At 41.5% G+C, this 12,327-nt stretch carries 14 protein-coding genes; 2 read left to right on the top strand and 12 right to left on the bottom strand.

What is annotated here, in order from left to right; genetic code table 11:
• Window positions 1-49: 49 nt before the first annotated feature.
• The 6 genes from CDG76_RS08600 to CDG76_RS08575 form a co-directional block, all read right to left on the bottom strand.
• Window positions 50-919 (bottom strand): transposase, encoded by an 870-nt coding sequence (locus CDG76_RS08600; RefSeq protein ID WP_094348607.1) that lies wholly within the window; start codon window positions 917-919, stop codon window positions 50-52.
• 3 nt (window positions 920-922) lie between these two features.
• Window positions 923-2,638, bottom strand: coding sequence for an urease subunit alpha (ureC, locus tag CDG76_RS08595; RefSeq protein ID WP_094348606.1), 1,716 nt, complete (start codon window positions 2,636-2,638; stop codon window positions 923-925).
• Window positions 2,639-2,702: 64 nt separating this feature from the next.
• Complete coding sequence (locus tag CDG76_RS08590; protein ID WP_190240796.1) at window positions 2,703-3,008, bottom strand: urease subunit beta; 306 nt, start codon at window positions 3,006-3,008, stop codon at window positions 2,703-2,705.
• Window positions 3,009-3,029: 21 nt separating this feature from the next.
• Window positions 3,030-3,332 carry an urease subunit gamma gene (gene ureA, locus CDG76_RS08585; protein ID WP_094348604.1) on the bottom strand — a complete coding sequence of 101 codons (303 nt, stop codon included), beginning with the start codon at window positions 3,330-3,332 and terminating at the stop codon, window positions 3,030-3,032.
• A gap of 42 nt (window positions 3,333-3,374) precedes the next feature.
• Window positions 3,375-4,214, bottom strand: coding sequence for an urease accessory protein UreD (locus CDG76_RS08580; RefSeq protein ID WP_094348603.1), 840 nt, complete (start codon window positions 4,212-4,214; stop codon window positions 3,375-3,377).
• Window positions 4,215-4,997, bottom strand: a complete 783-nt coding sequence (locus CDG76_RS08575; protein ID WP_094348602.1) for a methyltransferase domain-containing protein — start codon at window positions 4,995-4,997, stop codon at window positions 4,215-4,217.
• 118 nt (window positions 4,998-5,115) lie between these two features.
• Between CDG76_RS08575 and CDG76_RS08570 the strand changes: the two genes are divergently transcribed.
• Window positions 5,116-5,298, top strand: a complete 183-nt coding sequence (locus CDG76_RS08570; RefSeq protein WP_094348601.1) for a type II toxin-antitoxin system HicB family antitoxin — start codon at window positions 5,116-5,118, stop codon at window positions 5,296-5,298.
• 75 nt (window positions 5,299-5,373) lie between these two features.
• On the opposite strand, the gene CDG76_RS08565 is transcribed toward CDG76_RS08570, so the two are convergent.
• The 6 genes from CDG76_RS08565 to CDG76_RS37170 form a co-directional block, all read right to left on the bottom strand.
• Complete coding sequence (locus CDG76_RS08565; protein WP_094348600.1) at window positions 5,374-7,353, bottom strand: 3'-5' exonuclease; 1,980 nt, start codon at window positions 7,351-7,353, stop codon at window positions 5,374-5,376.
• A 15-nt stretch (window positions 7,354-7,368) separates the two neighbouring features.
• Window positions 7,369-7,590, bottom strand: coding sequence for a DUF4351 domain-containing protein (locus CDG76_RS08560; protein ID WP_094348599.1), 222 nt, complete (start codon window positions 7,588-7,590; stop codon window positions 7,369-7,371).
• Between the two features lie 16 nt (window positions 7,591-7,606).
• Window positions 7,607-8,419 (bottom strand): DUF4351 domain-containing protein, encoded by an 813-nt coding sequence (locus tag CDG76_RS08555; protein WP_094348598.1) that lies wholly within the window; start codon window positions 8,417-8,419, stop codon window positions 7,607-7,609.
• A gap of 83 nt (window positions 8,420-8,502) precedes the next feature.
• Window positions 8,503-10,137, bottom strand: a complete 1,635-nt coding sequence (gene groL, locus CDG76_RS08550) for a chaperonin GroEL (protein ID WP_094348597.1) — start codon at window positions 10,135-10,137, stop codon at window positions 8,503-8,505.
• A 103-nt stretch (window positions 10,138-10,240) separates the two neighbouring features.
• Window positions 10,241-10,552, bottom strand: coding sequence for a co-chaperone GroES (groES, locus tag CDG76_RS08545; protein ID WP_094348596.1), 312 nt, complete (start codon window positions 10,550-10,552; stop codon window positions 10,241-10,243).
• A gap of 532 nt (window positions 10,553-11,084) precedes the next feature.
• Window positions 11,085-11,294: a hypothetical protein gene (locus CDG76_RS37170; RefSeq protein WP_190240795.1), complete on the bottom strand. Its 210-nt coding sequence runs from the start codon at window positions 11,292-11,294 to the stop codon at window positions 11,085-11,087.
• Window positions 11,295-11,632: 338 nt separating this feature from the next.
• On the opposite strand from CDG76_RS37170, the gene CDG76_RS08535 reads away from it, so the two are divergent.
• Window positions 11,633-12,310, top strand: coding sequence for a response regulator transcription factor (locus tag CDG76_RS08535; protein ID WP_012407592.1), 678 nt, complete (start codon window positions 11,633-11,635; stop codon window positions 12,308-12,310).
• Window positions 12,311-12,327 lie beyond the last annotated feature (17 nt).

The raw sequence follows: 12,327 nt of genomic DNA, 5'->3' as shown, positions 1-12,327 counted from the left end.
CTTTACTCTAATCTTTAAGAGTAATATCTGGCAACAAGCCGCTCGATGCCTACACGCATTTTCCAGAGTTGAGGTTATCTAAAACTTGCTGAAATTCTGCTGTGGAAGGAATTGCGATCGCACTTTTGAAAAGCATTTTGAGTACAGATGGTTCTTCTATCTCATTGATAACTTCGACAATGGAGCTTGGCACTTCTCCAAATCGCGTTTCTAGGACTGTAATGATGCTTTCTCTCGCATTTTCAACAATTCCTTCTTCTTTTGCTAGCCTTTCAATACTAGTTACGTACCGCATTCTATCTGCCTCCTCGTAACTTCTTACTTCTGTTTTAAAACTAAGTGCCAACTCTTTTGGCAAAACCATTATCCAGTCGATAAACCGAAATAATTCCCGAATATCTTCCCGGCTATATCCCCGTTCATACAGCCGTCTGACTAGGCTTAGTTTCCACTGTAGCCGATTTTCTGGGTTTCGTTGCGTTGCCTTGGTCTTGAGATGCGCCATCACAATTACACCAAATGGATTGGTTGTTTGCTCTAGGGTTTCCCACCCTTGCTCATAGTCCAACAGTTTCGCCACAGGAAACTCTAAGCTTTTATGACGGTCAAACAAGCGGTAATTATATGTGTACATCCGTTCGGCAAATTGGCTGTCATATTGCCCTTGGACTTCCACATGAACCAATACCCAAGCTTCCTCTCCATCCAGTAGCCAAACTTTTGCGACTTTATCGACCAAACGCCGCCCAATTTCTGCGTCTGGTTCTAGTTGTTGCAGTTCTGTGTCCAGAAATTCATAAGGTCGCGTCCAGTCAATTTCGGCATAAGCTTGGGTGAAAAAGAATTCTAAAAAGCGGGGAAAATATAGCTCGATGACTTCTTTCCAAGGACTATCGTAATCAGTAACTTGCTCGGTCATGAATTAAAACAAAAAGTACCTCTGTGCCATTGGTAAAACTGTCGCAGGTTCACAAATCAGCAACTCTCCATCTGCCCTAACTTGGTATGTTTCTGGATCTACTTCAATGTGGGGTAGTGCATCATTCAACTTCATATCCCGCTTACTCAATTGGCGTGTTCCAGAAACGGCAACTGCTGCCTTTTGTAAACCTAGCTGGCTGGGAATTTCTTTCTCTAAAGCTGTTTGCGAAACAAAAGTTAATGATGTGGCATGACGTGCCCCTGCAAAACTACCAAACATCGGTCGCATATACACTGGTTGCGGTGTGGGAATACTGGCGTTAGCATCGCCCATTTGCGACCATGCAATCATCCCGCCTTTAATCACTATCTCTGGTTTCACGCCAAAAAATGCAGGACGCCACAAACATAAATCTGCTAATTTTCCTTCTTCCACTGAACCCACATATTCAGCAATTCCGTGAGCGATCGCAGGGTTAATCGTATACTTAGCAACATATCTTTTTGCTCTAAAGTTGTCTGCTTGTTGCTCACTTCCCTGTGGGTTAATAGTTCCCCGTTGCACCTTCATTTTGTGAGATGTCTGCCAGGTGCGAATTATCACTTCGCCTACCCTTCCCATTGCCTGAGAGTCGGAAGAAATCATGCTAAATGCGCCTAAGTCGTGCAAAATATCCTCAGCAGCAATGGTTTCCCGGCGAATGCGAGATTCGGCAAAAGCGACATCTTCAGCGATCGCTGGGTCAAGGTGATGACATACCATCAACATATCCAGGTGTTCATCTAAGGTGTTGAGGGTGTAAGGACGTGTCGGGTTGGTGGAAGATGGTAGAACGTTGGCTTGGCTGCAAACTTTGATGATATCTGGTGCGTGTCCGCCGCCTGCGCCTTCGGTGTGGTAAGTGTGGATGGTACGATTTTTAAAAGCAGCGATCGTATCTTCGACAAATCCAGCTTCGTTCAGCGTATCAGTATGAATCGCTACTTGCACATCATATTCCTCGGCAACACTAAGGCAAGTATCAATTGCTGCGGGCGTGGTTCCCCAGTCTTCATGAAGTTTTAACCCCATTGCACCGGCGGTTACTTGTTCTACAAGTCCTTGGGGTTGACTGGCGTTACCTTTGCCCAAAAATCCTAAGTTGACGGGAAAAGCATCAGCAGCTTGCAGCATTCGGTAAATATTCCAAGGGCCGGGGGTGCAGGTAGTGGCGTTTGTGCCTGTGGCGGGGCCAGTACCACCGCCGATCATGGTGGTAATACCGGAAGCGATCGCAACTTCAATTTGTTGGGGACAAATAAAATGAATATGGGCATCAATACCACCAGCAGTGAGAATCATTCCTTCCCCTGCTAAGGCTTCAGTTCCGGGGCCAATAATAATATCTACATTGTTTTGAATATAAGGATTTCCGGCTTTACCAATTTTGAAAATCTTGCCATCTCTAATGCCAATATCTGCTTTGACAATACCCCACCAATCGAGAATTAAGGCATTAGTAATTACTAAATCTACAGCACCATCAGCGTTAGAAATAGGGGATTGTCCCATTCCGTCTCGGATGACTTTACCGCCGCCAAATTTCACTTCGTCGCCGTAGGTGGTGAAATCTTGTTCAACTTCAATAAATAATTCTGTATCTGCAAGTCGGATGCGATCGCCTACTGTTGGGCCGTAGGTTTCGGCGTAGGCGCGGCGATCCATTCTGTAACTCATATAAAATCCTTTTTTTTTAACGCAAAGGGACGCGGAGGGAAGCGCAGAGGTACGCGGAGAGTTTTTAGAGGTTTCCGTTTATTTTGGCGTTAAAGCCGTAGACTTGGCGAGTACCAACTAGGGGGATTAGAGTTATTTCTTTTTCGTCGCCTGGTTCAAAGCGAACTGCTGTTCCTGCGGGGATATCGAGACGCATTCCTTGCGCTTGTTCTCTGTCAAAGTTTAAGGCGGTGTTGACTTCATAAAAGTGATAGTGGGAACCGATTTGTATGGGGCGATCGCCTGTATTTGACACTTGTAATTTTATAGTTGGACGGCCAAAATTTAGTTCAATTTCACCTGCTGGTGTAATAATTTCGCCAGGAATCATAATAAATTAAAAATTAAAAAATTAACGAATTGGATTATGTACTGTTACTAATTTTGTGCCATCAGGAAAAGTAGCTTCTACCTGCACTTCATGCACCATTTCTGGTATCCCTTCCATGACATCATCCCGCGTCAATAGAGTTGTACCATAACTCATTAATTCAGCTACAGTTTGCCCATCCCTTGCACCTTCTAAAATGGCAGCAGAAATATACGCGATCGCTTCGGGATAATTCAGTTTTAAACCCCTTTCTTTACGTCTTTCTGCTAATAAAGCAGCTGTAAAAATTAATAGCTTATCTTTTTCCTGCGGCGTAAGTTGCATTCGTACTTCCTCCTCTGAGTTCTCCGCGCCTCTGCGGTTCGTTTAAAGCTGCCACACTCTTGGTATACAATTACCACAATTCAAAAAAGAAACTCGTAGCAGCTGCCAAACATTAATAAACCAGTTTCTCACCTCAGATGTAGAAGCACCGCGATATCGGCACAATAATCCATGTTGTAACCGACTAACACCCGCTTCCCCTTCCCCATTCCATAAATTTCGCGTTTTTTCGACGATTTCTGCCGAAACTGCACCGCCAACCCAAACTAGATTACCTACTATTGGTTTTCCAGCCAAACCGTGGGGACTGTGAAAAGTTTCTTCGCTACCCCGTAACCATTGCCGATCAATCCATAAAGGAACGCCTTGCTGCCAAATTTCGGTGTGCGATCGCCATTCTCCTTGCAAGAATTTTTCTCCTCTAGCACTGCGACCAAATCGGGTAATTTCCCAGCCTAACCAACTGCCCCCGGTTGCTAATTCTACCCGTAAATCTTGCCGATAAATCGCGTCGTTAAATAAAATTGTCTCTTGCGGCAACCATTCTAAACAAGCACCAGCGTCAACTTGCATTTGGATGATTTGTCTAGCTTGTAAGCCATTGCTGCGGTATATCTTGCTTGCAGCAGCTGTAGTGATTAAGGCTTGGGTTTGGGGTTGGAGGTGGATGTTAGAGGATAAGCGATCGCCTCCCACCATTCCCCCAGCTGTATGTAAAATGACGCTATGACAAACCTTTTCCCCTTCTGGATAGAATGGGCGTTGTACCTTCAGGGGCGCTTGTTGGTGATTGTAAATTAATTGGGTTTTATCGTGGCGATCGGCATAGACTAAATTAAGTTTGCCATGCCAACCTTCTACTGCTTGTGAGTTGGAGATCATTTAATTAATTGCTTCACCAAGATGTACGCTAGTGGAATAAACTAGGTACACAAAACCACTTTCATCACGAAAGCGCTGATATAATTCCTGAAAACTATCAAGAAGTTTTTTGTATGCCAAGCCTTCATTAGGTAGATAAGAAACACTTGTTGCTCTACCAATCAGTCCAGTTAAATCTAACTGTTGTCTATAAGTAAAAGTATATTCGCGGATGTTGATAAAATGGGGAGTTGCTAACAGTGGCTCTACTGACTGCATTCTAGATTCTGCTGGGTGATTATTAGATGCTTCGCGGACTATGCGGCTATATTCTGTAGTGAATGCATCTTCTTGATCGCGGTTATTCCACACCACAGCCAAACGTGCTGATGGTTTTAAAATGCGGTGGAATTCCAATAAAGTTGGTTCGGGATTGAACCAGTGGAAAGCTTGAAAACAAGTAACTAAATCAACTGAATTATCAGGTAGTTGGGTAACTTCTGCTGTTCCATCACGAAACTCTATCAAAGGATGTGGTTTAGCAGCTTCTCGCATCGCTGCATTTGGTTCTATGGCTATGACATTAACTCCGTGTTCAGCTAAAAGTCTTGAAGCAATTCCTGTACCTGCACCAATATCTGCTGCTACGAGTTGTGAATTTTCACTTAATCCTTCCAAGATAATATCAATTGCATCTGCGGGGTAGCTTGGTCGATATTTCACATAATCATCTGCTCTGTCAGAAAATCGGTTGAGTGGGTTTAAGGTATGTAAGGGGGTTGTTTCAGGATTAATTTGGCTCATGGGTTTTTATGTAAAAGTAGAAGTGCGTAGGCGTAGCCCGTCGTAGATATCACTGTAGTTAAAAAAAGCGATACGATAAGAATTAAATCGCTCCAAATAGTAACATCTACATACAATAATGGAAAGATTGCTAAACATCCACATTGAGAAATTACCTGAAGGCGTTTATTTAGCAACATCTGATGAGCTTCAAGGTTTAGTAGCTCAAGGATGGACTGTTGCTGAAACTTTAGAAATTGCTAGTGATGTAGCGATTAAATTAATGGAATTACAGTATGGTGATTGTAAATTACCTGGGTGAAATTTTGGCGATCAGCAGATACTAAGTTAAGTTTGCCATGTCAACTAGTAGAATTTTCTGATTCTAGCTGAAGGCTCATGCTTGTTTAACTGTAAAATTACCACTGCACTGCAATTGTTGAAGTAACTTGGAGTTTCCAGAACCAAAAATATATAGTACATCTTGGGCACGAGTCATAGCAACATAGAGTCTTCTACAAGTCAAAATATCACTTTCTGAATGTGGAGGTATACTAAACTCCCAGTCTTGAACCCAGAGTATTAAAACGACTTTAAATTCTAAACCCAACGCACCAAGCGTATTAATAATTTTAATACCAGAATTTTTAATATTATATTTTTTCTCAGACTCTCTATTTTCACTAACCCAATCTGTTTCAATTCCTAAATTTTGCAATTTTTGAATTAGAGATTTTAATAATGCCTTTTTTTGATCATCTGCCATTCTATATAAAATAGCAATATCATTTAGTACATAACCTAGTCTTGCTAAATCTTTAACTTCATTAATGACAGATTCTACTTCATAAATCTCTGATGTTTTAATATGTAGAATTGGATTTACACCATGACGTACAGCGTCTGTAGGCTTAACAATATCGAATGTTAAATTTTCTTCATCAATAACGTTACTAAATAAACTCCAGGCTGCTGCTAATATTTCCTGAGTATTTCTATAGTTTTTGTCAAGGTTTAATTTTTTGTTACTTGTCCGTCCAACTGCTTTGACTCCCACAGAATTCCAAGTAAAATTATTACGTTTATAAACGGATTGACGAGCATCTGCCACAATCATGAGATTGCCATGTTCTGGGTCTTTTAACGCAGCCACACAACATTTAAACCACATAGGATGAAATGTTTGTCCTTCATCAACTAAAACTGCGTCATATTTATGTTTTATCGGAGTATTTTCAAGTTGCTTTAGTAGTATTTCACCTAAAATCCCATCATAATATTCTGTAGTAAAACCTAAAGGTGCTGGGATTTTTCTTACAAGCGAACTTACCAAACCATAAAATGTAAACACCCCTATTTTGCTAGTGGAATTGTATTGATTGGAATATTCATACATTAAAGACTTGAGAGAAGCAGCAAGACTTCTGTTGAAACAAAGAATTAAGATTTTTTGATGAGGATTTTGTTTAACTAGTAATTTTGCATGAGATAGAAGTATTAAAGTTTTTCCTGATCCAGCTACACCATAAATTATTCTATGTCCATCACCAATAGCTCTAACTATACATTCTTGACGATGATCTAACGTTTTAAATACATAAATTTCATTTTTTAATTCAATGCAATTAGGAACAGTGTGGAGAGATGCTGGTACAAGCTTAATAGCTATTTCTGGAAAAATAATAGCTTTTATAGTGTCAATTTGCTCATGGGTAAGACGAGGGAAAGTAAAAGTATTGGTAAATATTTTTATTAATCTATTTACTAATTCATCACTACTACTAATACTCTGACTATAAGATAATTCATTACGGTATATAATTTGTGATGGAGATAATAATTTATCAATATTTTTCGCCTGTGCTTGCTCTGCGGTAATATTAGAAAAAAATAGATTATAGTTACAAGGGAATGCTAATTTCTGTTGATTATCTCCATTAAGGTGAGTGAGTATGTGATATTTTTGTAATTTCACTAATAATTTATCTATCAACTCTTGATATGGATTTGTCCATACTGACAAAGTATCCTGTTCCTCGTTTATCTCTATAGAACGCTTACGGGTTCGTCTTCCCGAAATATCTAGGTATGACGGAGAATTTTTTAATTCTATTTTTTTATTTTTTTCTGGAGAATTAAGTAATTTAATTTTGTTAATATCAGTAGCGTTAATTTGCGATGGATACCAAGTAATAACTTGAATTATCAATAGTCCAAAATTAGGTGCAATAATCAGGAAATCAATATAATTACTTTCAACGACTTGCTTATACCAAACTAAAAAGTCATCTGGCAATTTTTCACGAAGTATTTTATATAAAATTTGTTCGCCTTGACTAGCAGATGATGATATAGATTCGGGAACCATTAAAGCCATAGTTTAATACCTATCTTATTTTTCTTCTTTCTGCTGCTCTACCCAAGCTACCAAATCAGCAATTTCGGAAAAATCAAGCAACTCTTCTCCCAACTTCTCTAACTGTTCAGCAGATAAATTCCGAATCTGCTCAACTAATGATTCATCAATATCACCAAAACGCCGTTTAATTAGACGACTTATTAATTTAAACGCTTCCTTTTGAACGATATCTTGATAAATTACAGACTCTTTCATATTATCTGCAAAAATTTTAGTTCCTCTCCTGCTGCTCTAACCAAACTACCAAATCAGCAACTTTGGAAAAATCAAGCAGTTCCTCTCCCAAATTTTCTAACTGTTCAGCAGATAAATTCCGAACCTGCTCAACTAATGATCCATCAATATCACCAAAGCGCCGTTTAAGCTGACGACTAATCAATTTAAATGCTTCCTTTTGAACGATATCTTGATAAATTACAGATTCTTTCATAATATCCTCCCGCAAAAATTGCCGAACCAAATCCTTATCAAACCGCAAACCCGCCAGAATTTCTACACAACCCGCGATATTTTGTCGCTCCTCCCTATCTGGAATTGTAGCGACTTGTTCAGCCACTTGTGCCAGTAAAGTTTGCGGCGAGTCAGTTCGCGTCAAACTTGCTAAAGGTAACAGCGCCGGATTAACTAAAAATAGTGTTGAATCTTGCTCCCAAAGACGAACAACCTGATATTGGTGAATCGTCGTGTTGTCCCGATATTCTTCAGTAAAAGCCATTTCGTTAGTAGTTTCCTGCAAAAATATTAGTATTTGCACTACAGGACAACGATATTGGCGCTTCAACCTCACAGAATAATCGAGCATTCGGAAATTAAGCGCCGGATTAGATTTCGCCAAAGTTTGAAATTCAATGTGCAAAATTTGGTTAGCTGCTTGCAAAAATGTCACAGAATCCGCGCGAATTGGTTCAAGCGTGAGTTCCGTTTTTAAGACTTCAATTTCTTGCACCTCTATCCCAAGTAACCAACGCACAAACTCGGCTGGGTACTGTTCAGCTAAATATTTACAAGCGTTGTCGTAACTCACCGTCTTCCTCTTCTTTTGACACAAAAAAACAGCCGCCTCCACAAGGGAAGCAGCTGTTGTACAAACTATGTAACTACAAAGTATTAGTAATCGAAGTCACCGCCGCCAGCACCAGCGCCAGCAGGAGCACCATCCTTAGGCTCAGGCTTGTCAACTATAATACATTCGGTTGTCAACACCATACCAGCGATGGAAGCAGCGTTTTGCAGAGCAGAACGAGTCACTTTCGCAGGGTCAACAATACCAGCCTCTAACAAATCGACGAATTCGTTTGTCGCAGCGTTGTAGCCAACGTTGAATTCTTTCTCTTTCACGCGTTCAGCGATCACAGCACCATTCTGACCGGCGTTTTCAGCAATCCGCTTCAGAGGTGCAGGTAAGGCACGAACGACAATCAACGCACCAATCAACTCTTCATCTTTAAGATTGCTCTTTGCCCAAACTTCCAATTCAGGAGCAAGGTGAGCCAGAGTTGTACCACCGCCAGGAACAATACCTTCTTCCACAGCAGCTTTGGTAGCATTGATAGCGTCTTCTAGGCGCAACTTCTTGTCTTTCATTTCGGTTTCGGTCGCTGCACCAACTTTCACTACAGCGACACCACCAGAGAGTTTAGCAAGACGCTCTTGTAATTTCTCTTTGTCGTAAGAAGATTCGGTTTCATCGATTTGACGACGAATCTGTTCTACACGAGCCTTAACAGCAGCTTCGTTACCTTCGGCAACAATTGTAGTGCTGTCCTTGGTAATGGTGATCCGGCGAGCTTTACCCAGGCTATCCAGCTTGGTGTTATCTAGCTTCAAACCAGCATCTTCGGTAATTAATTGACCACCAGTTAAAACAGCGATGTCTTCTAGTAGTGCTTTGCGGCGATCGCCAAAGCCAGGAGCCTTAACAGCAGCCACATTGAGTACACCGCGCAAACGGTTTACTACCAAGGTTGCCAAAGCTTCTTTTTCAATATCTTCGGCGATAATCACCAAAGGACGACCAGCACGAGCTACTTGCTCTAACACTGGTACGAGGTCTTGTACCAAAGCGATTTTCTTATCGGTCAGCAGTATGAAAGGCTCATCAAAAACTGCTTCCATCCGCTCAGGGTCGGTAGCGAAATAAGGAGAGATGTAGCCTTTGTCAAAGCGCATCCCTTCAGTGATTTCCAACTCGGTGAACATAGATTTCCCTTCTTCTAGGGAAATTACGCCTTCCTTACCCACCTTGTCCATTGCTTGGGCAATCATCTGACCAACTTCTTCGTCATTACCAGCCGAGATCGCACCAACTTGGGCAATGGCTTTGGAATCTTCCACTGGACGGGCGTGTTCTTTGATTTTTTCTACCAAGAAGGCAGTAGCTTTGTCAATACCGCGCTTGAGCGAAATTGCATTAGCACCAGCTGCAACGTTCCGCAAGCCTTCTTTGACGATCGCATGAGCTAAAACGGTAGCGGTGGTAGTACCATCGCCCGCAGCATCATTGGTCTTAGAAGCAGCTTGACGAATCAAAGCTACACCAGTGTTTTCAATATGATCTTCTAATTCGATTTCTTTGGCGATCGTTACACCGTCATTAACAATTTGCGGTGCGCCAAATTTCTTTTCTAGGACTACGTTACGACCTTTGGGACCAAGGGTAACAGCTACAGCCTCAGCCAGGATGTCAATGCCTCGTTCCAAGGCGCGACGGGCGTTTTCGTTGTAGATAATGCGCTTTGCCATAATTTCTTCTTAGTTGTCCTTTGTCATTTGTCTTTTGTTCTTCGTCATTTGTCATTTGTCCTTTGTCATTGGCTAATGACTAATGACCAATGACTAATGACTACTAGATAACAACTGCTAAAATATCTTTTTCAGAAAGCAGTACATATTCTTCAGTGCCGAGCTTGATGTCAGTACCAGCGTACTTAGAGTACAGCACCTTATCGCCGACTTTAATTTCCAATTCCTGACGGTTTCCATCGTCATTACGCTTGCCAGGACCAAGGGCCACTACTTCCCCTACTTGGGGCTTTTCCTTGGCGGTATCGGGCAAATACAGACCACCTGCGGTCTTTTCCTCAGAGGCGCTCACTTTTACGAAAACGCGATCGCCTAAAGGTTTAACTGTAGAAACGCTTAGAGATAAAGCTGCCATAATTATTTTCTCCAGTTTAGCACTCTCAACTCCTGAGTGCTAATTTACCGAAAAGTGGCGTCTAATGGCAAGAATCCCTTGAGTACGGGTTCCCGAACTAGAGGGTCATAGATGTACTTAAGTATAAATGCTTAATTATTTCTACTTTGCGGGTTTTGTTCCGTAAGTTACGAAGAGAGTAGGGAGTAGGGAGGTATGAGAATTCTTCTCCACTCCCCAGTCAACTTTATTTGCAAAGCTTGCAAATTGTTATAGAACTGTAATCAGGGAGCCACTCGATAAGTAACAATACAGTGACAGCGATCCAGTCCAGCCATCAAATCCCCAAAGCTACTAAGTCTCTGGAACATAAGACCCTGAGTAATTGTGTAGAAAGCTTAGGACTTACAAAAATTCAGCAATACATTTTTATTTGCGCTGACCAGGCAATTGCTGCCCAAAACGAGCTAGTCTGGAATTCTGGGATTACTTAAAAAAAGCGACTTAAAGAGTTAAAACTCAATAAACCGCAAGAAAGTTATCCTATTTGCGTCTATAAAACTAAAGCCAACTGCTTGCGTGTTTCTTGTTCTAGACCGATAATGGTGGTATACCCTGATGGTGTCTGGTATCGCCAAGCAAACCCGGAAGTTACCCTGCGGATCATCCGAGAACACTGAATCGGCAATAAGGTGGTAGAAGAATATGCGTTTTCAATCCATCTTTTGCCAGAAACTTCCCTAGTTTCTTGTGAACACCTCATAGAGGCTTAACAACTAAAGGATATGGTATAGCAGTAAGCTTTAAGAAAGTGCGGGTTGGTTTTGAGGTAGGGTCATCTTTAAGCCAATACTTACTTGTGAGTCCGAAAGATTATTATTTAATCAGTGTTTTTTACCCCGCCCCTTTCAAAGCGATATATAATAGCGCATTATAGATACTACTGCTATACGTATCCTTGCTGGACTTTTGCTATCGAGCTACTAGTCTATTGAAAGTGCTCGGCATTTTTGAGACTTCGAGACAGTAAAGGCAAGTTAAGTAGGAAAAAGGACAACATCTCGAATAACCCACCATAGAGGATAAATATTCAAGACTTTGATGGACCGAAGCGCGACAAGTGCCACTGCTATGAAAGAGCCCAGCATGAAAGATCACAAACGACTTCTATTGATTGATGATGACCCTAACCTCATCTTGCTGGTGAAGGATTACTTAGAATTCCGGGGATACGAAGTCATCACCGCCGAAAATGGACGTGAAGCTCTGGAAATTTTAGAGCAAGATGTTCCAGACATGATTATCTGCGACGTGATGATGCCGGAAATGGACGGATATACTTTTGTAGAACAAGTCCGGCAAAACGAACGCACCAGTTGGATTCCGGTTCTTTTCCTTTCAGCTAAGGGACAAAGTGCAGACCGAGTTAAGGGTCTGAATAAAGGTGCTGATGTTTATATGGTCAAACCCTTTGAACCAGAAGAACTCGTAGCGCAAGTTGAATCCTCGCTGAAACAAACTATCCGTTGGAAAGAACACCAAGCTAAAGGAGGAGAAAACGGTTCCCGCATCCAGGTTCCCTTCGATGTGCAATTAACCCCAACCGAACTGAAAGTAGTCCAGTTTGTCGCTAGGGGTTTAGCTAACCGGGAAATTGCTGAAGAACTAAATGTTAGTCAGCGCACAGTTGAAAGCCATGTGTCCAATATGTTGGGCAAAACCAATCTCCACAACCGCACTGAACTAGCGCGGTGGGCGATTGAAAATCAAATGGCTTAAACAAAGTTAAGAGTTAA

The sequence above is a fragment of the Nostoc sp. 'Peltigera membranacea cyanobiont' 210A genome (assembly GCF_002246015.1).
Lineage (GTDB): Bacteria > Cyanobacteriota > Cyanobacteriia > Cyanobacteriales > Nostocaceae > Nostoc.
This window is presented reverse-complemented; position numbering and strand designations above follow the sequence as displayed.

Coding starts and splice junctions, on each gene's coding strand:
- CDG76_RS08590 (WP_190240796.1), bottom strand. CDS start 3,008: ATGATTCCTGGCGAAATTATTACACCAGCAGGTGAAATTGAACTAAAT.
- CDG76_RS08535 (WP_012407592.1), top strand. CDS start 11,633: ATGGACCGAAGCGCGACAAGTGCCACTGCTATGAAAGAGCCCAGCATG.
- groES (WP_094348596.1), bottom strand. CDS start 10,552: ATGGCAGCTTTATCTCTAAGCGTTTCTACAGTTAAACCTTTAGGCGAT.
- CDG76_RS08570 (WP_094348601.1), top strand. CDS start 5,116: ATGGAAAGATTGCTAAACATCCACATTGAGAAATTACCTGAAGGCGTT.
- CDG76_RS08580 (WP_094348603.1), bottom strand. CDS start 4,214: ATGATCTCCAACTCACAAGCAGTAGAAGGTTGGCATGGCAAACTTAAT.
- CDG76_RS08565 (WP_094348600.1), bottom strand. CDS start 7,353: ATGGCTTTAATGGTTCCCGAATCTATATCATCATCTGCTAGTCAAGGC.
- CDG76_RS37170 (WP_190240795.1), bottom strand. CDS start 11,294: ATGAGGTGTTCACAAGAAACTAGGGAAGTTTCTGGCAAAAGATGGATT.
- CDG76_RS08575 (WP_094348602.1), bottom strand. CDS start 4,997: ATGAGCCAAATTAATCCTGAAACAACCCCCTTACATACCTTAAACCCA.
- ureA (WP_094348604.1), bottom strand. CDS start 3,332: ATGCAACTTACGCCGCAGGAAAAAGATAAGCTATTAATTTTTACAGCT.
- ureC (WP_094348606.1), bottom strand. CDS start 2,638: ATGAGTTACAGAATGGATCGCCGCGCCTACGCCGAAACCTACGGCCCA.
- CDG76_RS08560 (WP_094348599.1), bottom strand. CDS start 7,590: ATGAAAGAGTCTGTAATTTATCAAGATATCGTTCAAAAGGAAGCGTTT.
- CDG76_RS08600 (WP_094348607.1), bottom strand. CDS start 919: ATGACCGAGCAAGTTACTGATTACGATAGTCCTTGGAAAGAAGTCATC.
- groL (WP_094348597.1), bottom strand. CDS start 10,137: ATGGCAAAGCGCATTATCTACAACGAAAACGCCCGTCGCGCCTTGGAA.